The sequence below is a fragment of the Lysinibacillus sp. FSL K6-0232 genome (assembly GCF_038008325.1).
Taxonomy (GTDB): Bacteria; Bacillota; Bacilli; order Bacillales_A; family Planococcaceae; genus Lysinibacillus.
The window spans coordinates 3,399,601-3,418,468 of the sequence record NZ_JBBOYW010000001.1; the positions used below are offsets into that span (position 1 = coordinate 3,399,601).

Here is an 18,868-nt window from a genome sequence, read left to right on the forward strand (position 1 = left end):
ATTTTTTGGGACAGCCTTTTTACTTCCACAAGTCATTAATGAATATATTGTTTTTTCTCGTTTAATAAAATCTCTTTTAACGTTTTTAATTTATCAATTACAATATATGATTGTTCTGTAATTACCTCAAGATATTTTTCTGCCTCTGCTCTATTGCCTAAATTATATTCGTGTACAGCTTTTTTAGCGATATCATGAATGCGAATAAACGGCTGTTCTAATTCTAAATAGGCACGCTCTTGACCTAGTAGTTTTTTGCCTGTACCGTAATACCATTCGCCGAGTCGTGATTCCTGTGGTGTGCCCACATCCTGCTCAGTCATTGTTTCAAAACCTAACAATAAATTATAAATTTTCCAACGCCATAATAAATGATCTGTAATCGCTAGCTCAATAATATCCTCTTGACTAAGAATAAAGTTTTTCGAAATCGTAGTAGAACGATATCCATCAATCATTTTACTTAATTTATAAATAGCTGATCCCATATCAAAAGCAATTACTTTACTTTTTTGCATACTTTCTGTAATAGTACGATTTCGTTCGGAAATAATTGTAGCAGATTGCGCTTGTACTTTCGTTGTTGTAGCAATTTCTTCAAAGTGTGCGCCCTGCTGTTGTAGGCTTTTATTTAATTCGCTAAGCGTTTGTGAAATGTGGAGGGTATCTGTTACACCTTGGTGTAAATCTTGGGAAAACTGATTGGTCATTGAGCTAATATTATTTGTAATTTGAAGTAGCTGCTGTATATCTGTATGAATAGATTTTACGGATGTGCTTGTATCATCTGCAAGCTTACGAACCTCCTCTGCCACAACAGCAAAGCCTTTCCCCGCTTCTCCTGCACGAGCAGCCTCAATCGATGCATTTAACGCTAATAAATTCGTTTGATCTGCAATTCTCTTAATCAGCTCCATTAGCTGTGCTACGCTATTGACACGCTCCACTAAACGATGAATATCCTCCTGCATGGATTTATGACCCTCGTCTGTTGTTTGCAAAATTGTTGATACTTGTTGAAGCGACTCCAAATCTTGATTTAATTTGTGTAGTACATCTTTTGTCTGCGAAGAAATATCCCCAACAGAGGAGGCAATATTTTCAATACTTTCATCTAGCTCATGCATCAATTGATCTGCTGCTACAATTTCCTCCTGCTGTATTTCTTGGAATTCAATCAGCTCTTTAATCGTATCTAATTGGGTATTATAGGTAATAATTTCACCTAAGCCATTCACAACAGAGCCTGCTTGAATTTCAATATAGGTTTCTACAATAATCTGTTGATCAATCGTTACTAAACTATCATAGGACAGCAAAACATCCAGCATTTTCTCTTGATCGCGTGAGAATTCCTTAACAATAAGCGGAATAATTAACTGATTAATCAATGTATAAGCAGAAATCATCCAGTTTGGCAGCACACCAATTTGGGCATGCACATAAGCAATTTTGCGTCGTTTAAATACATAATCTAAATCTAATTCATCATTAAACAGACTAATAAAATGCGAATCAAACAACCCTTTTAAGCGTTCTACGGATGAATGCGTATAAATAACATGATTAAACTCTGGTATTTCCAGTAAACGGTCATAAAAGTTATCGAGAATGTATTGACGATTATCCTCATAAATTTTGTGTAAAAATCTAACCGATTCCCTTCTAATTCGAGATAATGCTAAGAAGTCCAATTTTTCTTTAAAACGCTCATTAGCTTCAATATCTGAATTTCTTGTAGCTGAGAAATAATCATAATTTTGATTAACCTTCTTCCTCTTGAACATCACACCACTCCCATTTTAAATTTTAATGCAAAAATCCTAATATTGTAAATCCAAATAACTATCTTTCGTCACTGCCTTCAACCAATAAACACTTATATTTTACCAGTAATAGAAAAACAAAAATAGTTTCGAAAAAATCTTTATATAGAAAAACGCTAAAATCCTATAAGACTTTAGCGTTGGAAAGTATACTATTATTTACGATGCTAGCAATCGCAATCTTGCAGACTATCCAGTAGCTTTTCCATAAGAGCCAACTGTTCACATAGCGTTTGAATCATACATTGCAAAACAGGTATTAACTCTTGGCAAATACAAAATCTCAGTACATTTTGTGCAAGACGAATACCCCCTTGATGATGCACAATCATTTCTCGCAAATAGTTAATATTAATGCTATTAGATACTGGTGGCGCACACATTGCTTGGAACATTGCTTCAGTAATTTGCTGGTAAGCACACATATATTCATAGAGCTCACACTCTGAATTTTGGACAATACAGCATCGATTTTGTAGTGCCTCTAGACTATCAACTATTTCTTGATGTGTTTTAATAATATCTAATGCAAGATTTTGTACAGAAATATTTGTTGTATATCGCAAAACATTTTCTGACATTTTAATTGCCGCTATTTGATGTGGGATAATTTGCTTAATAAAGTTTTCTGAAATACTACATGTAATGGTTACATAGGTCATACCCTGCATCATTTTATTGAGGATTTGCTGGTATTCCTCTAAATATGCCTTTGTAACATTACTCAGCTCAATTGACTTAGCCATTATTAGACACACTCCTTTCAGAGTAATATATGCCTACTAGGTTGTTATGCGATAGACAGTTGTACCAATTTTTTCTACGGATAGCAATGTTTTGTGTACCGAAGAAACCTTCTTTATAAAAAACACTTATTGCAGAGTTATCATCATTTCACCATATAAAATAATTCATAATAAAAATGCTTTAAATGGGAGTAATTAATGATCCATCTAAAGCATTTTTATTTATTATAATTTTTTGTTTAATTGGGCCTCTAAAAAATGTTTACGCTCAAATGCTCGCTCTAAAAGCAATTGTTGTTCCTTCGCTTTCTTTTTTGCAAATAGTTTATGCATATCCTCAAGGGACATGAAGCCTTTATCCTTCGATACCATCCCTAAATCCATAACCATACGCATAATATCCAACTGACGCTTATTATCCTCTACATCCCTAACGCCATATCTTTCTGTTAATAGTACCGAAAAATCCCAATTTCGATCTTTAATAATAGCTTCTGTTAATCCTACATTTTGTTCATTTACGACTTCCCCTTGTTCTAGTAAATAGCAAAAGTCGAAATAGTGTATCGAAAATGAAACAGCCTCTTGACTTCGCTCTCCTGCATCAGCTATAAAATGTAAAAAAGCACGGTGTGTAGCATCAACTTTATCCGCAGATTGTTGCCAGCGTTCAATCTGTTCTTTTGTGAAGTTTTCTGAAAATACTGCATTCCTTCCTATTCGCAACCCAAATTTCCACTGAGCGCCATATTTATCTACTATAATTTCGCTCTCATCATTCTCTAATTGTATTTTAAAATTTTCATCTGTTTTTTCTACTGATTTCTTTGGTGCTGCCTGTATAGTTTGCTGTGCTGGATTAATGGATTGAATCATTATAATCACCCTTTCCTTAATTCTACCAAATTTATAATTTTCGGCTTATATTAAGCGCTCTATCAAAACTTATAGTTGATCTCCATTCTGCTATAAACACTTAAATCTTTAGAAGTTATACGGACGCCTTTCCAATTAATCGGTATCAAAACTAGAAATATTAAACAATATTTTATAATAAAAGGTGAATAATGTAAAACATCCATTAACTTTCATTGATATAAAGTTAAAATCATGCGTGTTGATTAACCTTTATTTTACAGAGAATCGCTTAGAATTCGTTGATTTCTGTTACAGGTGGACGCTTTCTGCGGGTGCGGCTTCAACTCATTTATTTCGGCAAATGCCGAAATAAATGGATTTTCAGCTCGCACTTTTTCCGCTAGAGTCGCCACCTTTCACGCCAATCAACGAGAGAATGCTTTAGACAAAGCGTTTTCCTTCTAACAACACGCAAATGAATAGCCAATATTTAGATAATCAACACGCTTGAGTTAAAATATTCCTAATAAAGAGTTATTACGAATGAATTATTAATTGCAATACTATTTGTAACAAGTATCACTTTTATTAATATTGGAAGTGCTGTTGCTACATCTGACCCAATTAAACCCACTCCAACTGCTTCTGCACCAGGTTTAATATAAATTGATATTAATGGGATTTCAAGCGATGGTATCAATTGGGAAATTTTTTATAATCAAGTAATTTACCGCGCTAATACAATATTCTCAACAGATGATGATGTTTATATCAGAGTAAGATATACTGGCTACTCAAATACTAATATTATCTATAATGGTACTCAGTCATTTAATAACAAAACAGCCGTAAACTATAACACTACATATATAACTTCTGGGAACATTGTTGTTGGTTTTGTACGTTATTATAAAATTCCTGTATCTGCTTTCACTGGTGGTTATTCTTTAAAGGTTTTAGGATTCAGCGTAAATGCTGGTCAACAAATTTGGAGTAATACTGTATCATTTTCAGTAGAGTAAGCAAAAATGCTTTAGATCGGTTATTATACCAATCTAAAGCATTTTTATTATATGTAATCGATTTCTTACAATGTTTACCTTTTATATAAAGCTCTGGCTAATTATTTTTTATAGTTAGCCAAACATTTTTGACAAATGCATTTCTGTCGTTCTCCCTCTACCTTCGTTAATAATTGCTGTGGAAAGTTCACCGTCATACACCAGCAATGCTCCTTCCCTTTTGCCACACCACAATGGTTTTCCTCTCCACATAATGGGCAGCCTTTTTCTTCACCTGACATTATGTCACCTCTTTCTATATTTTCTAACATTGTAACAGCCAAAAGGAGGAGCACTCCAGATGCATACTCCTCCTAATCGTTTATTACTGATGCTTGTGTATATCCTGCTTTACTTCCTCAATATCTGTATCACTATAAATAGCTGTTCCATGTCCGCCACTTTGAGCTAGCAGTGCTTTTACTTCATTATAGGATAAGCCGGCCTCTGCATTTTTTCGCTTTACTTCATCAATATTAGTACCCGCAGCAGTCAATCGTACTTCTTTATCCTGATTCATAGCATTTCCTCCTAGAGTTCATCTGGCTGCATTTCAATTAACTCATCGCCTTCTCGTTTGACTCGTTTATTGAGTTCTTCAATTGGAATGGCATCTACTGTTTGCATATCTTCATGTAAATCGAAAAGACTAATGGTATCAGATTCAACCATATCAGGCTTATCCTTACTGTTTAAATGCATAAATTGTTTCTTATCATCAGGCACTTTTTCTATATCCATTATATCACCCTCCTTTTCCTTTAATGTGTGTTATACGCCATAAATCATGTGTCTTTTCCTCATAAGCGCTAAAAATCCTGTATTTCGAAAGCCATTAAAGCCATTTTTCGCATATAGTAGAACAATCATCTTTTTACAGGAGGGAAAAACATTGATTCATACCGTTAAGGCTGGAGAAACTTTGTCCCAAATTGCACGAGATTATCGCACGCCATTGCAGTCCATTATTGCTGCCAATCCGGGAATTCAGCCTGATATTCTTTATATTGGTCAGCAAATTGTGATACCTGGTTTCCCGAATCCTGCCAGCATTCCTTATCACATTGAAATTTCTACTAATAATCGCTGGCTGCGTTTATATCACCATCATACACTGCAAAAGCAGTACCCTATTGCCGTTGGCCGTATGCTACATGAAACACCAATAGGCAGCTTTATTATTATCAATAAAGCGACAAATCCAGGTGGTCCATTTGGAACGATGTGGATGAGTTTATCAAAGGAGCATTATGGCATTCATGGCACCAATGATCCTAGCTCCATCGGCCATGCCGTATCACATGGCTGTATTCGCATGCAAAATAGAGATGTTGAAGAGCTCGCAAGCATTGTGCCGATTGGTACTGAAGTTATTATTCATCCATAGCATCTTTTCGTATAGGATAAAACATTCCAAGCTATACTACATAATGGCATTAGTTAGACATTTAGGAGGGAATGCAGTGTCCACAAAAAAGCAGCAATTATCCATATTCGCCCTAGGTGGCATTAATGAAATCGGTAAAAATATGTACGTCGTACAGTATTCAGATAGCATCATCATTATTGATTGTGGTGCAAAATTTCCAGATGAAACTTTACTTGGCATTGATTTAATTATTCCTGATATTAGTTATTTACTTGAGAATCAAGAAAAAATTAAAGCCTTAATCGTGACACATGGGCATGAGGATCATATTGGCGGTATTCCATATCTTTTAAAGAAAATCAATGTACCTGTTTACGCTACTCGCTTCACATTAGGACTAATTGAGCTAAAACTAAAAGAGCATAAGCTTTTAAGAGAAACCGATTTAATAGAAATTCATGCAGATATTACACTACAATTTGACCAAATGGCAGCTAGTTTCTTTAAAACCAGCCATAGTATACCTGATTGCTTAGGCATTGTTTTATCTACACCTGAAGGAAATGTTGTGCATACAGGTGATTTCAAATTTGATTTAACACCTGTTAATAATCAGTTTGCAGATATTCATAAAATGGCTGAAATTGGCTCGAAGGGAGTGCTTGTGTTAATTTCAGAAAGCACGAATGCAGAAAGATCAGGCTTAACTCCCTCTGAACAACTTGTTGGACAGCATATTGAGGAGGCCTTTTTACATGCAGAGCGTAAAATTATTATTTCCACCTTTGCCTCAAATGTGAATCGTATTCAGCAAATTGTCAACGCAGCTATACTCACTAATCGAAAGCTAGCCTTATTAGGCCGCAGTATGGTCAATGTTGTGGATGTTGCAATTGAACGTGGCTACTTAGATGTTCCAGATGATCTGCTAATTGATGCTCGCGAGGTAAAGTATCTCCCCCCTGAAGAAGTAGTAGTGCTCTGCACAGGGAGTCAAGGGGAGCCTTTAGCTGCACTTGCTCGCTTAGCGAATGGTAGTCATCGCGAGGTGAAAATTTTGCCAGATGATACGGTAATTTTAGCCGCATCCCCTATTCCGGGCAATGAAAAGGGTGTTTCTCGTATTGTCGATCATTTATTCCAGCTTGGGGCCAAAGTGATTTATGGCTCTTCTAGTCATACTGGAATGCATGTGTCAGGACATGGCTATCAAGAGGATTTAAAACTTATGCTAACATTTATGAAGCCTAAATTTTTTATTCCGATTCACGGTGAATTCCGTATGCTGCATCAGCATCGTTTATTGGCAGAAGCTATTGGTGTTGAAAAAGGGCATACATTTATCTTGAAAAATGGCGATGTCGTCGATATTGAACATTCAGAGGCTCGGCAAACACGTAAAATTCCAGCCGGGGATACTTATGTGGATGGTATAGGAATCGGTGAGGTTGAAGGCATTGTACTACGTGACCGCAAGCAGCTTTCAGAGGATGGCATGCTTGTTATTGTCTTAACATTAAATAAAGCAGATGGCACTGTTATTTCAGAGCCAGATACTATTTCACGGGGCTTTGTATATGCAAAGGATTTTGAGGAGCTATTAACAAAGGTCAACATGCTGACAAAGGAAGTTATTCATAAGCTACAAACAGAAAGCCGACCACAAATACATGTGTTGCGCCGAGAAATAAAAAAAGCTGTAGGACAATATTTATTTACTCAAACAAAACGCAAGCCCATGATATTGCCAATTATTATTGAAATTTAATAAGTCAGTGCGAAGAGTTTTTCCTTTGCTTGCGGGTATTCGCTCTGCTCGTGAGTATTCGCTCCAGCTTCGCGGGTATTCACTACAGCTCCGCGAGTATCTATTCTGCTCGCAGATTTTCGCTCCAGCTCTGCGGGCATTTACTCCCGCTTTGCTTCAGATAACTCTGCACTGACGTTATTTGCTTTATGTTTGCTATAGATTATTAAGTTTTTGACAAAAATTATGTTCATGTACATCTGCTAAAAATTGGTCATTAAAAATTTTATGTAGTATTTCCATATATAAATATTGTAGCTGCTCAAATCCTTGATGTAAGTTTCTAGATTGCTGATTTGCTTGTTGCGAAATATTGCTAAAATACCGTGGAAGCCCTTCGACTGCTGTTATTAAAAAATCCCGATTTGCTAGTAATTGTTGAATCCTATTTAACAGATGAACAACCTGATACTGAATTGCAATTGTTGGTAAATCAATGACGATCTGATAAATATTTTTCCCTTCTTTATTGAGCTGATACCACTTAAAAAAATGAAATAAATAATCACTTACAACAATCGATTCATTTGGTATGATGGCGATAATGCCACGACCAATACATAGCTCTGTTTCACATTGGTATATATTTGTGTCCTTTAAGTTTAGCTTAGTCACCAGTATGCTTTTAGCAGGTACTTGTAAAAATGAGTATTGCTCTTGTATAGAACGACTAACTTTCGGCAATGAATGAATACGACCTTTTCTAAATAATTGATTAAATGTTTCTTTCGTTATGAAAGGAGTTCCATCCCTAGTTAAATATTTGTCATTCATCATCATCTCGCCCATTTTAATTTCTGCTACCTCTTCTAATGAATAGCACTCCATCATATTTTCATCCCCCAATCTTATGTTGTAGTTGCTGACCATCAGCATAATGCTGTTTTCAAAATGCTTATTTAGTTGTTTCAATTAGGTCATTTGGCTAAGAAAAAGTATTACTCTAAAGATTGTACCATTTTAATGTAACATTTTCTCTATTATACCACTATAATAGTATAGTCATTTTAGTTGTTTTTCACTAGCTTTTAACATAGAGGTGAATCATATGTCAGATTTTTTAAAGCTAGTAGGTGAACAACTCCGTATTATTCGATTATCTAAAGGGCTAAGTCAGGAAGAAGTAGCTGAAAGAACAGGGAAATTAGGCTTTAGTAAAGGACGTATTTCCAATATTGAACATGGGCAATCCAATATAACGTTAAGTACATTGGAAACACTTATGAAGGCATTAGATATTTCCCCTGAAGAGCTTTTTAATTTTCAAAAATTATCTGGCGTTACTGATATTGAGGAAAAAAACCTCATGCTAGACATTCATCGCTCATTACTACGGGAACGTAACTTAGACGAGGTAAAATATGTAGTACGCATTACAAAGGATTTTTTAGATACGATTGATTCACAAACAAAGAAAAACAGCTCCAATGGTCAATAGCCTTGGAGCTGTTTCTTCCTATTCAACATTACATACCAAATTTCTGACGATAGCCACATTTTTTGCATAGCTCTTCTACAGCCTCTCTCCGTGAGAAGCCGTCTACAATACGATTAGCACGCTCCCCCTCTACAATTTCCGCAAAGGGTTTTTCATGGACATTGCCTAAATTAATAACACCTTCCCCATCTAGACAGCAAGGTACAACTGTACCATCTACTAAAATGGCTGCCTGACTACGCAATGCATGGCAAAAGCCTTTTCCCTCATCCTCAGGCGCTAATAGGCTTGGCCATCTAAATTCATGGTCTTGATTCAAATAAATATGAGGACCGATTTTAACCCCTTTACCGGGCTCTACCTTTTCTTCAATATGGTAATCCAAGCCATACTCGTTCTCTAAAATTTCTAATGTTTCCCGATTGCGACGTGCTGCAATGTCAGAAACATGATCCTTTTGTAAATTCCATAAACGATAAGAAATAATTGTGTTATATTCTCTAGAGTCACGTACAAAATCCAAAATATCCCCTAAATATTTCTCACGGTTTTCTGAACCTTCATGACCGTCAAAGCTATGTAAGGAGAAATTAATTTGACGTAATGCTGGCTTGCCTAATAATTTTTCACGATTCTTTTTAATAAGTGTACCATTTGTTGTAATATTGACTTTAAAGCCTTTTTCATGAGCAGCATCTAGCAGTTGGTCAATGCGTGGGTGTAAAAGTGGCTCCCCCTTTACATGCAAATAAATATATTTTGTATGTGGACGAATTTCATCTAATATATTATTAAATTGCTCCACTTTTATAAGCCCCTTTGCACGAGCTGTTGGTGGGCAGAAGCTACATGCTAAATTACAAACACTCGTTATTTCTATATATACCTTTTTAAATGTTTTCAACGTTTTTTCACCGTTCCAGTTCCGTAATTATTCAACTCTATTTTAACAAATTCGTAGATAAAAAACTTCTATCTGTTCAAATATCCTTTTAACAGATAGAAGCTTTTAGCTATATATGCCGTTTCGTGTTTTTGGTGCCATCATATGAGTATAGCATAGGTTTATTATCTACATAGGTTTCCAAATGCACAGGACGTCCCCATAGCTGATAAATATAAGGCAGTACATTTTCTAAATAACGAGGGTCCAGCTCCATGCCTTCATAGCCATGTACTAAATATAGCTCACCATTGCGTAAATAATCGCCATTTTTCACAACAATATATGGGAAGCCGCCATTCACGCGCATCGATACAAGCTGATCTCGTACTATTTCATGGTCTTTATCTGTAATACGATAGTCATTGCCCTTTTTTTGGAATAAATATAAATCTTCTCGTTTTGCCAAATCTTTTGTTAAATAGTTGCGGATAAAGGAAATATCAGATTCAATTTCCCGCACCTCAAATATTTTATCGCGCCCAGAGTTTGGCTTTACCCCTAGCTCCTTCATCTCCTCAGTAGGGTGATCGTAGCGATATTCAATATCCTCAAAAATTTTAATGCCCAGATAATATGGGTTAATGGATGTTTTTGATGGTTGCACGACCCCTGCATTTAATTTAGCATACTCAATCGTTTCTGCAGTTGTTAGATGCAACTCACGCATAATTCGTTGATGCCAAAAGGATGCCCAGCCCTCATTCATAATTTTCGTTTCTAGCTGGGGCCAAAAATAAAGCATTTCCTCACGCATCATTGTTAAAATATCTCGCTGCCATTCCTCCAGCTCGCGACTATACTCCTCTAAAAATAATAATAAATCCTTTTCGGGCTTTGGCGGAAAATGCTTTAAACGTCGCTTTGCTGGCTTATAGACCTTTTCTTTTTCCTCGATGCTCCATAAATCATCATATAAGGAGCGTGTTGGCAGCTTTTCCTCCTCCTGCTCATCCTCATCGCTCCAAGATAGCTTTGGTCGTACAAGTGAGGGGTCAATATGCTCTTGAATGGCTAAGACTGCATCCAAAAAACGCTCAACCTCATCCTTGCCATACTCCCTTTCATAGCTAGCAATGCGTTCAGCCGTGGCAGTCATGCTCTCCACCATATCTCTTCGTGTATTTGAAAAACGAACATTATTTTTGAAAAAATCACAATGCGCTAATACATGGGCAATAATTAATTTATTTTGTGTTAATGTATTTGTATCCAGTAAAAATGCGTAGCACGGATTGGAATTAATAACAAGCTCATAAATTTGACTAAGCCCTAAATCATATTGAAGCTTCATTTTATGAAACTGCTTACCAAAGCTCCAATGTGAAAAACGTGTAGGCATGCCATAGGCTCCAAATGTATAAATAATATCTGCTGGACAAATTTCGTAACGCATCGGATAAAAATCTAAGCCAAAGCCTGAGGCAATTTCAGTAATTTCATCAATGGCTCGATGAAGCGCTTTTGTATCCATTGTACGCCTCCTCCTTTGAACGTGATACTGACCTTACTCTTCATTTTTTTTAAAAAAGCTTTTTAACGCATCATAGACATCACCTTTTTTACGCAAAATATGGTATCTAAACTTGGGATCATCTATTTTTTTATACGTATACATTAATGTTGAAAAACGATTATGCTGATTGACCTCCCCATAGCCAAACATACTGGACACATCCATTAGCTCTCCAACAAGCTTTAAACACTTCTCATTATCCATTGAAATATTTTCACCATCTGAAAAATGCACAGGATAAATATTGTAGCGTGAAGGGTGATACTTCTCCTGAATTAACTCTAATGCCTTTTTATAAGCAGATGAGCAGATTGTTCCGCCACTTTCACCCTTTGTAAAAAACGCCTCCTCTGTTACGACCTTTGCCTCTGTATGGTGTGCAATAAATTCTATTTCAACGGTTTCATATTTTGAACGTAAAAACTTTGTCATCCAAAAGAAAAAGCTGCGTGCACAATATTTTTCAAAAGCTCCCATCGAGCCACTTGTATCCATCATCGCCAGCACAACTGCTTTAGATTCTGGCTTCTCAATCTCATCCCATGTTTTAAAACGCAAATCATCATTATGAATAGGTGTTATTTGTGGCTTGCCCTGCATCGCATTGCGCTTTAATGCATTTAAAATTGTGCGCTTTTTATCAACATTGCCCATTAAGCCTTTTTTGCGAATATCATTAAATTCTATTTTTTCCGTTTTAATATCTGCCTTTTCTTTCTGCTGCAAATTCGGTAGCTCTAATTCGTGAAATAACACATTTTGAATTTCCTCAATGCTTACTTCCGCTTCATAGTAATCTTGACCAGGCTTGTCACCGGCTTCTTTGCCATTGCCCTGCCCCTGATTGCCCTTGCTGCCATCACGCGCCACAACATCCCCAATATTACTATCACCTTGTCCTTGCCCTACATGCTTAGAGTTATCATAGTTATAACGAATTTTATATTCATCTAGGGAACGTATTGGGATTTTAATAACCTCACGACCATTGGACATTACAATGCTTTCTTCACTGACTAAATCAGGTAAATTATTTTTTATCGCATCTTTTACTTTCTCCATATGTCGCTGTTGGTCTTGGTGCCCTTTACGATGGAGGGACCAATTTTCCTGAGAGATAACAAACCCCTTATTTTCGTGTTCAGTCATTTTTATCCTCACCCATCTATTAAATTCACTTTTTCTATCCTATGCTTGAAAGCCACGTTCTTGAACTTTTTTCGTAAAATCAATTCTGATAATAAAAGGAGTGCCCTTAAAATCGGACACTCCTATCTAGCTTAGGTCTTTAGCGATTAAGCAAGCTGCCTACATATTGCAGCAATTCATTGGCAGATGTTGTGTTGTAGCCATGCTCATCCACAAGCCTTGCCACAACCTCATTAATTTTCTTAAGCTGTGATTCATCAGGCATTTTTGAAGAGGTTGTAATTTTCACAACATCTTTTAAATCAGCAAATAATTTCTTTTGAATCGCTTCTCGTAATCTTTCATGAGAATTATAGTCAAAACGCTTGCCTTTTCGTGCATAGGCAGAAATGCGAATAAGAATCTCCTCACGAAATGCCTTTTTAGCATTTTCTGAGATGCCAATTTGCTCCTCAATCGAGCGCATTAATTTTTCATCAGGATTCATTTCCTCACCAGTGAGTGGATCGTAAAGTTTATGCTTATTACAAAATGCCTCTACATTATCGAGATAATTATTCATCAATGTTTTAGCCGATTCCTCATATGAGTAGACAAATGCCTTCTGCACCTCATTTTTAGCAATTTCATCATACTCTTTCCGTGCCACTGCAATATAATTCATATATTTTTCGCGATCCTCTTGAGAAATGGAAGCATGCTGATCCAGGCCATCCTTTAGTGCTCGTAAAACATCTAATGCATTAATGGATGGTACTTCTTTACGAATAATCGCAGAAGAAATACGGTTAATAATATAGCGTGGATCAATGCCGTTCATGCCTTCGTTCGGAAACTCTTTTTTCAGCTCCTCCAAGTCAACGGAATTAAATCCCTCCACATTTTCTCCGTCGTACAAGCGCATTTTCTTAATTAAATCCACACCTTGCTTTTTCGGTACTTCCAATCGAGTGAGAACCGAAAAGATTGCTGCGGCCTTTAAAGCATGCGGTGCAATATGGACATGGGACATATCGCTCTCTTTAATCATCTTTTCATAAATATGCTCTTCCTGACTCACCTTTAAGTTATACGGAATTGGCATCACAATAATACGAGAATGCAATGCTTCATTCTTTTTATTAGAAATAAACGAGCGATATTCTGTTTCATTTGTATGAGCAACAATTAACTCATCTGCGCTAATTAACGCAAATCTGCCTGCTTTAAAGTTCCCCTCCTGTGTTAAGGATAATAAATTCCATAAGAATTTTTCATCCAGCTTCAGCATTTCTTGGAATTCCATCATACCTCGATTCGCCTTATTCAGCTCTCCATCAAAGCGATATGCACGAGGGTCAGACTCTGAACCAAATTCACCAATCGTTGAAAAATCAATGCTTCCTGTTAAATCTGCAATATCCTGTGATTTAGGGTCTGATGGTGTAAATGTTCCAATGCCTACACGTTTATCCTCTGAAAAAGTAATACGTTCAATCATCACATTTTCAATACGTCCATCATATTCCTTTTCAAGACGCATCGTATTTAAAGGTGATAAGCTCCCCTCAATTCGTATACCGTATTCTTCAAAAAAGTCGTTACGCAAATGATGTGGAATTAAATGCAACGGGTCTTCATGCATTGGACATCCTTTAATGGCATAAACTGCGCCCTCATCTGTGCGCGAATATTGCTCTAACCCTCGCTTTAACAAGGTAACAATTGTTGATTTACCACCACTAACAGGTCCCATTAATAATAAAATACGCTTTCTAACATCTAACCTGCGTGCTGCTGGATGGAAATATTCCTCCACCAACCTTTCAATTGCTGATTCAAGCCCAAAAATTTCATGTCCGAAAAATTTGTACATTTTTTGCCCATCGCGTTCCTCTACACCAGCACTTTTTATCATATTGTAGACGCGTGAATGGGCTGTTTGAGCAACTTCAGGTCTTTCCCTAATAATGTTTAAATACTCTGCAAATGTTCCTTCCCACTTCAGCCTATTTTCTTCTTCGCGATAGTTTTTCACTTTATCTAAAATGTTAATAGCCTTCCCTCCATTCAGGGCTTGATTTATAACATACTATGAAGGAAATGACATGATGATACCCATTACTTTTTCTTTCCTACAGTTTCTTCTTATCCATTCTTGTTTAAAGTTGTCCCAAACACTTGTGAAATCAGGCTAAAACTACATTTATAATTAATTAAGGGAATATTTTTGCTTAGCAAAAGTGACATACTTTATTCATTCATGCACATAGGCAGCACGTCTGTTAGTATGTATTTTTTCCACTAATAAGCTTGCTGAATGAAGATAAAAATTTCGGTTATTCTAACGTTAGAAAGGAGGTCCATCATTGTATCGCCATTGTCAATTTCTTTTATTGTTCATGCTGTTAGGGGCGTTTTTGTGCCCAATTCCCTCTTTCGCAAAGGAGGAGCTTACAGAAGCAGAACTTTTACAGCAGCGTATGTCCTATTATGTACAATTTGATGAATTACTCATTCCTTGGCATTTTTTAGCCGCTATCGACCAATATGAAAGAAATCTACAATCCGTTCGTAAAGATATTCCAACAAGAGATGGCTATTTGGCTATCCAATTTTCAGATGAATATTGGTCAGGAGCATTAAACCCTATAAAAGAAGATACAAATCCTGAAACCATTAGCTACTTTGGAGGAATGGGCTTAGATGGAAATAATGATGGTATTGCAAGCCCACAAGATGATGAAGATGTTATTTTCTCGATGGCTAGCTATTTAGGCAAATTTGGCAACACAGATGAAGACTTTAAATTAGCGTTATGGGAATATTACGGCAGCGAAGAAGCTGTTAATCAAATTGTGACGATTTCGACATTATACAGGCACTTTAAAACAACAGAGCTGGATGACCATACCTTTCCAGTTAGCATTCAGTCTAATTATAGCTACAGGGGCACATGGGGAGCAAATAGAGGCTGGGGTGGACGTCGTATCCATGAAGGCACAGATATTTTTGCAAACTATGGAACACCTGTCTTATCTACCTCATATGGCATTGTTGAGATAAAAGGCTGGAATCAATTTGGTGGCTGGCGTATTGGTATTCGTGACAATCATAATTCCTATCATTATTATGCCCATCTTGGTAGCTATCATAAGGATATTGAAGTAGGTACAATTGTAAAGCCAGGCACTGTTCTTGGCTATGTTGGCAGCTCTGGCTATGGTAAAGAAGGAACATCTGGTAAATTCCCTCCACATCTGCACTATGGTATTTACAAATTTAATGGCAGAACCGAATGGGCATTTGACCCATATCCTTCCTTATTACAATGGGAGCGTCAGGCAAAAAATCAAAAACAATAAATGGATTTTATTAAGAGCACTTCAAGCATTTTGCTGAAAGTGCTTTTTTAATAAACATATCTCAAAAAGGTATCAAATAGTTGTTATACTACTATATATTTTTGATTATTTATGGAATTGTATAAGCGAAACTATTATACTAAAAAACTATTTTCAATAAAGTTCTTAAGTATTCATAAAAATAGGTATAAAATAATAATTATTATTGATCAATATGCTCTATATGGAATAAGTAATGAGGTGGGAACATGAAAAGGATTTTCCAATTTAAAACACTGAAAGCTCGCATTTTAAGTGCATTTATACTTTTATTAACAATTGTCATTAGCTTTACAAGCTACACTTATATTTCCAATACAAATATGGAAAAACAAGCGGAAAGCTTAGTACAGGAAGATTTAATTGTCTTAAATGCAAGTAAGAACTTAGCACTTTCTATGAGTGTTCGTTTATCAGCAGCCTTTAACTTTATCTCAACAGGTGATATAGCTCATAAAGAAACATTTAATGATTATCGTGCAATGGCTGGTGAGGAGCTAAATAACCAGCTACAGCAATTTAAAGTTTAATGAAAAATAGCAAGCGGGTGTTTCAAAAGTCGTTTGAAACACCCACTTGCTATTGCCATTGTCGAATAGGAACCCTTTCCAATTCATGGCGCTTAATAATAACGCTAATCTTTTGAAACCATTGCTCACATAGTTCCAATGCTTCCTCATATTCATCTGTATCCCTTTCAATTGGATGGTCACTATTTTCCATAAATATATATTCAACAATAGGGGCTGCTAGATGATCCACAACTAGCTTTAATGATAGCTGTGAAACTGTATCTTCCTCCTCAAGCTCCTCCATTTCATCTAATAATGAGCTACCTATTAAATAGTTTTTCGCTTTTCGTATAGTTGCTTCATCCTCCACCACTGCTACCTCATATATTTTATTAAATGGAATTTCTATTACTTTGAGCGGGTCATCCAATGCTTCTCGCTGTGCTACAATCAGCATATTCGTTTGCTCATTTAACAATAAAGCATGTAAAACATCCTGTGATATTGTGCATTGTGTATGAGGAATAGCTGTTATCTCTGCCTCACTTGCCTCCCGCATATTCGCTAAATGCTGCATTTCACTATAACGCGCTTTTATATAACGCACGCTGCCTATACCAACTAAAGCTATACCAATGATAAAAAAGAGCTGCTGAATAATCATCAGCTCAATAGCATTTGCTAGAACAAGATAGATAATCCCCAATAAAATGAAAAAAATAATTTTCATTGCTCTCCCGCCCTTAAGTAAGATAATTGCTAGAAAAAATCCTGTGATATACTAGCAATCATATTCTTAAGACTATCTTTTCATACTTCTTTGCTACAAAAAAAGACATCGAGATTGAATTTCTCGATGTCTTTCACTCACTTACCCCTAAGTGTTTGAATATATTATACGTTTTGTGTTACAAGGAGCACTGATGGTATAAAGGATAGCGCAAACATCGCTACATACCATAGTGACGTACGACGTAATGAAAAACGAACTTTTTTACGTTCTGCATAAAAAATATCTAACATAATTGCAACAATAAAAGGCATTGTAATACATGCAATAGCTACTAATAAGATGTCAAAATAAATCATACAAGCACCCCTTTATTTGTGAACACTTTTCATCTTTTTTGTGAACATTTTGTGATAAGTCAATTGTACATAATTCCGTCACAAATTGTCAACAATTTTTAAAGAAAAAAGGATGCTTTTAGATTGACAAGTATATTAGTCTCTATATTTATATGTTAAGCCTCTTAAAAAATTGCGTACAAAGCGATCACCGCATTCTTTATAATTGCGATGGCTCGGGTTTCTTAAAATAGCCCCTAGCTCGCTTTTCGAAACATTCACACCACCCTCATATAAAATATCAAGCATATCTTCACTTGTTAAAGCTAAAGCAATTTTTACTTTCTTTAACAGCATATTATTTGGGCTTTCTTTTCCTGTAACAGGTGCTGGCCCTTCAGCCTGTCCTTCTGCTGTTTTTTGAGGTCCACGTTTAAATGTAATAAAGCCATTTAAAAAGGCCTCAAGCATTTTATTATTACATTTAATGTATACTTCTGGTGCTTCTTCCTCATCATTTACTTTAATCAGCATATTTAACACATCTTCTTTTGTGTAGTCCAGACCACCTAGCTTAAAAATTTTCACCATCTCTGTATTTTTTATATCGAATGCATAGCGTAAACGAATTAATATATCATTATTCGTCATAAATTAGTTCCTCCTTTTATTCAATCAATTACGCCCTAGCGTAATTGTACCTGTCGCTAATGCTTTCAGTACATAAAGCATCTGCCGCCAGGGCTTTTATCTTGGTTCAGTGGACATTTGGACATCCACTGAGCCAAGATAAAGAATCAGGCTTAATTATAACAGAGAGCTTCATGCTTTCCACAAGTTGTTGTGATTAACAATTAGCGTGTGTCTTTCCTTCTTTTTAAATGTATGAAAAGTATCACATCGTCCATTCTAAATTTGAAGGAGGTGACAATCATGGCTAATACGAACCGTAGTTCCAACAAACTGCAAGTACCTGGTGTTCAAGAAGCTGTCGATCAAATGAAATATGAAATTGCTCAAGAATTTGGTGTACAGCTTGGTCCTGAAGCATCTTCTCGCGCAAATGGCTCCGTTGGGGGAGAAATTACAAAACGCCTTGTAGAAATGGCTGAAAAACGCTCAAAAGGTTTATTATAAAAATAACAAGAACGAATCCCAACGGTAATGTGGAATTCGTTCTTTTATCATTTAT

At 36.1% G+C, this 18,868-nt stretch carries 20 protein-coding genes; 6 read left to right on the top strand and 14 right to left on the bottom strand.

Annotation, left to right across the window (positions count from 1 at the left end):
• Positions 1-35: 35 nt before the first annotated feature.
• From MHB42_RS16750 to MHB42_RS16775, 6 genes are all read right to left on the bottom strand, one after another.
• On the bottom strand, positions 36-1,787 hold the full coding sequence (locus MHB42_RS16750) for a methyl-accepting chemotaxis protein (protein ID WP_340807576.1): 1,752 nt from the start codon (positions 1,785-1,787) through the stop codon (positions 36-38).
• Positions 1,788-1,993: 206 nt separating this feature from the next.
• A complete protein-coding gene (locus MHB42_RS16755; protein ID WP_340807578.1) occupies positions 1,994-2,572 on the bottom strand; it encodes a DUF305 domain-containing protein in 579 nt (192 codons plus the stop codon).
• A gap of 225 nt (positions 2,573-2,797) precedes the next feature.
• Positions 2,798-3,457, bottom strand: a complete 660-nt coding sequence (locus MHB42_RS16760; protein WP_340807580.1) for a hypothetical protein — start codon at positions 3,455-3,457, stop codon at positions 2,798-2,800.
• A 1,096-nt stretch (positions 3,458-4,553) separates the two neighbouring features.
• Positions 4,554-4,733, bottom strand: coding sequence for a cysteine-rich CWC family protein (locus MHB42_RS16765; RefSeq protein WP_340807582.1), 180 nt, complete (start codon positions 4,731-4,733; stop codon positions 4,554-4,556).
• Positions 4,734-4,816: 83 nt separating this feature from the next.
• Positions 4,817-5,011 carry a gamma-type small acid-soluble spore protein gene (locus MHB42_RS16770; RefSeq protein ID WP_340807584.1) on the bottom strand — a complete coding sequence of 65 codons (195 nt, stop codon included), beginning with the start codon at positions 5,009-5,011 and terminating at the stop codon, positions 4,817-4,819.
• An 11-nt stretch (positions 5,012-5,022) separates the two neighbouring features.
• Positions 5,023-5,232, bottom strand: a complete 210-nt coding sequence (locus MHB42_RS16775) for a hypothetical protein (protein ID WP_340807586.1) — start codon at positions 5,230-5,232, stop codon at positions 5,023-5,025.
• 151 nt (positions 5,233-5,383) lie between these two features.
• Between MHB42_RS16775 and MHB42_RS16780 the strand changes: the two genes are divergently transcribed.
• Both MHB42_RS16780 and MHB42_RS16785 read left to right on the top strand, forming a co-directional pair.
• Positions 5,384-5,878 carry a L,D-transpeptidase family protein gene (locus MHB42_RS16780; RefSeq protein WP_340807587.1) on the top strand — a complete coding sequence of 165 codons (495 nt, stop codon included), beginning with the start codon at positions 5,384-5,386 and terminating at the stop codon, positions 5,876-5,878.
• Positions 5,879-5,954: 76 nt separating this feature from the next.
• Positions 5,955-7,628, top strand: a complete 1,674-nt coding sequence (locus MHB42_RS16785) for a ribonuclease J (protein ID WP_340807589.1) — start codon at positions 5,955-5,957, stop codon at positions 7,626-7,628.
• A 195-nt stretch (positions 7,629-7,823) separates the two neighbouring features.
• Here the strand turns inward: MHB42_RS16785 and MHB42_RS16790 are convergent, their stop codons facing one another.
• Positions 7,824-8,498: a restriction endonuclease subunit S gene (locus tag MHB42_RS16790; RefSeq protein ID WP_340807590.1), complete on the bottom strand. Its 675-nt coding sequence runs from the start codon at positions 8,496-8,498 to the stop codon at positions 7,824-7,826.
• 217 nt (positions 8,499-8,715) lie between these two features.
• On the opposite strand from MHB42_RS16790, the gene MHB42_RS16795 reads away from it, so the two are divergent.
• Positions 8,716-9,105 carry a helix-turn-helix domain-containing protein gene (locus MHB42_RS16795; protein WP_340807592.1) on the top strand — a complete coding sequence of 130 codons (390 nt, stop codon included), beginning with the start codon at positions 8,716-8,718 and terminating at the stop codon, positions 9,103-9,105.
• A gap of 28 nt (positions 9,106-9,133) precedes the next feature.
• Here the strand turns inward: MHB42_RS16795 and MHB42_RS16800 are convergent, their stop codons facing one another.
• The 4 genes from MHB42_RS16800 to MHB42_RS16815 all read right to left on the bottom strand — a co-directional run bounded on the left by MHB42_RS16800 (position 9,134) and on the right by MHB42_RS16815 (position 14,748).
• Positions 9,134-10,009, bottom strand: coding sequence for a radical SAM/SPASM domain-containing protein (locus MHB42_RS16800; protein ID WP_340807593.1), 876 nt, complete (start codon positions 10,007-10,009; stop codon positions 9,134-9,136).
• A 109-nt stretch (positions 10,010-10,118) separates the two neighbouring features.
• Positions 10,119-11,522, bottom strand: a complete 1,404-nt coding sequence (locus tag MHB42_RS16805; RefSeq protein ID WP_340807594.1) for a SpoVR family protein — start codon at positions 11,520-11,522, stop codon at positions 10,119-10,121.
• A gap of 33 nt (positions 11,523-11,555) precedes the next feature.
• Complete coding sequence (gene yhbH / locus MHB42_RS16810; RefSeq protein WP_340807596.1) at positions 11,556-12,713, bottom strand: sporulation protein YhbH; 1,158 nt, start codon at positions 12,711-12,713, stop codon at positions 11,556-11,558.
• Between the two features lie 139 nt (positions 12,714-12,852).
• Positions 12,853-14,748, bottom strand: a complete 1,896-nt coding sequence (locus MHB42_RS16815; RefSeq protein ID WP_340808624.1) for a PrkA family serine protein kinase — start codon at positions 14,746-14,748, stop codon at positions 12,853-12,855.
• A gap of 313 nt (positions 14,749-15,061) precedes the next feature.
• Between MHB42_RS16815 and MHB42_RS16820 the strand changes: the two genes are divergently transcribed.
• Both MHB42_RS16820 and MHB42_RS16825 read left to right on the top strand, forming a co-directional pair.
• The gene (locus tag MHB42_RS16820) at positions 15,062-16,057 is read left to right on the top strand and encodes a M23 family metallopeptidase (RefSeq protein ID WP_340807597.1); all 996 of its coding nucleotides are present in this window, start codon (positions 15,062-15,064) and stop codon (positions 16,055-16,057) included.
• A gap of 248 nt (positions 16,058-16,305) precedes the next feature.
• Entirely contained in the window at positions 16,306-16,626 is a 321-nt protein-coding gene (locus MHB42_RS16825) for a hypothetical protein (RefSeq protein WP_340807598.1), read from the top strand.
• 49 nt (positions 16,627-16,675) lie between these two features.
• On the opposite strand, the gene MHB42_RS16830 is transcribed toward MHB42_RS16825, so the two are convergent.
• The 3 genes from MHB42_RS16830 to MHB42_RS16840 form a co-directional block, all read right to left on the bottom strand.
• Positions 16,676-17,338 (bottom strand): hypothetical protein, encoded by a 663-nt coding sequence (locus MHB42_RS16830; RefSeq protein ID WP_340807600.1) that lies wholly within the window; start codon positions 17,336-17,338, stop codon positions 16,676-16,678.
• Positions 17,339-17,502: 164 nt separating this feature from the next.
• Complete coding sequence (locus MHB42_RS16835; RefSeq protein ID WP_340807601.1) at positions 17,503-17,697, bottom strand: hypothetical protein; 195 nt, start codon at positions 17,695-17,697, stop codon at positions 17,503-17,505.
• Between the two features lie 135 nt (positions 17,698-17,832).
• Positions 17,833-18,327, bottom strand: coding sequence for a YehS family protein (locus tag MHB42_RS16840; RefSeq protein WP_340807602.1), 495 nt, complete (start codon positions 18,325-18,327; stop codon positions 17,833-17,835).
• A 282-nt stretch (positions 18,328-18,609) separates the two neighbouring features.
• On the opposite strand from MHB42_RS16840, the gene MHB42_RS16845 reads away from it, so the two are divergent.
• Positions 18,610-18,813 carry an alpha/beta-type small acid-soluble spore protein gene (locus MHB42_RS16845; protein ID WP_340807604.1) on the top strand — a complete coding sequence of 68 codons (204 nt, stop codon included), beginning with the start codon at positions 18,610-18,612 and terminating at the stop codon, positions 18,811-18,813.
• Positions 18,814-18,868 lie beyond the last annotated feature (55 nt).

Bases quoted from the DNA above. Each gene is read 5' to 3' on its own strand.
- MHB42_RS16750 (WP_340807576.1), bottom strand. From the start codon at position 1,787: ATGTTCAAGAGGAAGAAGGTTAATCAAAATTATGATTATTTCTCAGCT.
- MHB42_RS16755 (WP_340807578.1), bottom strand. From the start codon at position 2,572: ATGGCTAAGTCAATTGAGCTGAGTAATGTTACAAAGGCATATTTAGAG.
- MHB42_RS16765 (WP_340807582.1), bottom strand. From the start codon at position 4,733: ATGTCAGGTGAAGAAAAAGGCTGCCCATTATGTGGAGAGGAAAACCAT.
- MHB42_RS16770 (WP_340807584.1), bottom strand. From the start codon at position 5,011: ATGAATCAGGATAAAGAAGTACGATTGACTGCTGCGGGTACTAATATT.
- MHB42_RS16775 (WP_340807586.1), bottom strand. From the start codon at position 5,232: ATGGATATAGAAAAAGTGCCTGATGATAAGAAACAATTTATGCATTTA.
- MHB42_RS16790 (WP_340807590.1), bottom strand. From the start codon at position 8,498: ATGATGGAGTGCTATTCATTAGAAGAGGTAGCAGAAATTAAAATGGGC.
- MHB42_RS16795 (WP_340807592.1), top strand. From the start codon at position 8,716: ATGTCAGATTTTTTAAAGCTAGTAGGTGAACAACTCCGTATTATTCGA.
- MHB42_RS16805 (WP_340807594.1), bottom strand. From the start codon at position 11,522: ATGGATACAAAAGCGCTTCATCGAGCCATTGATGAAATTACTGAAATT.
- yhbH (WP_340807596.1), bottom strand. From the start codon at position 12,713: ATGACTGAACACGAAAATAAGGGGTTTGTTATCTCTCAGGAAAATTGG.
- MHB42_RS16825 (WP_340807598.1), top strand. From the start codon at position 16,306: ATGAAAAGGATTTTCCAATTTAAAACACTGAAAGCTCGCATTTTAAGT.
- MHB42_RS16830 (WP_340807600.1), bottom strand. From the start codon at position 17,338: ATGAAAATTATTTTTTTCATTTTATTGGGGATTATCTATCTTGTTCTA.
- MHB42_RS16835 (WP_340807601.1), bottom strand. From the start codon at position 17,697: ATGATTTATTTTGACATCTTATTAGTAGCTATTGCATGTATTACAATG.
- MHB42_RS16840 (WP_340807602.1), bottom strand. From the start codon at position 18,327: ATGACGAATAATGATATATTAATTCGTTTACGCTATGCATTCGATATA.
- MHB42_RS16845 (WP_340807604.1), top strand. From the start codon at position 18,610: ATGGCTAATACGAACCGTAGTTCCAACAAACTGCAAGTACCTGGTGTT.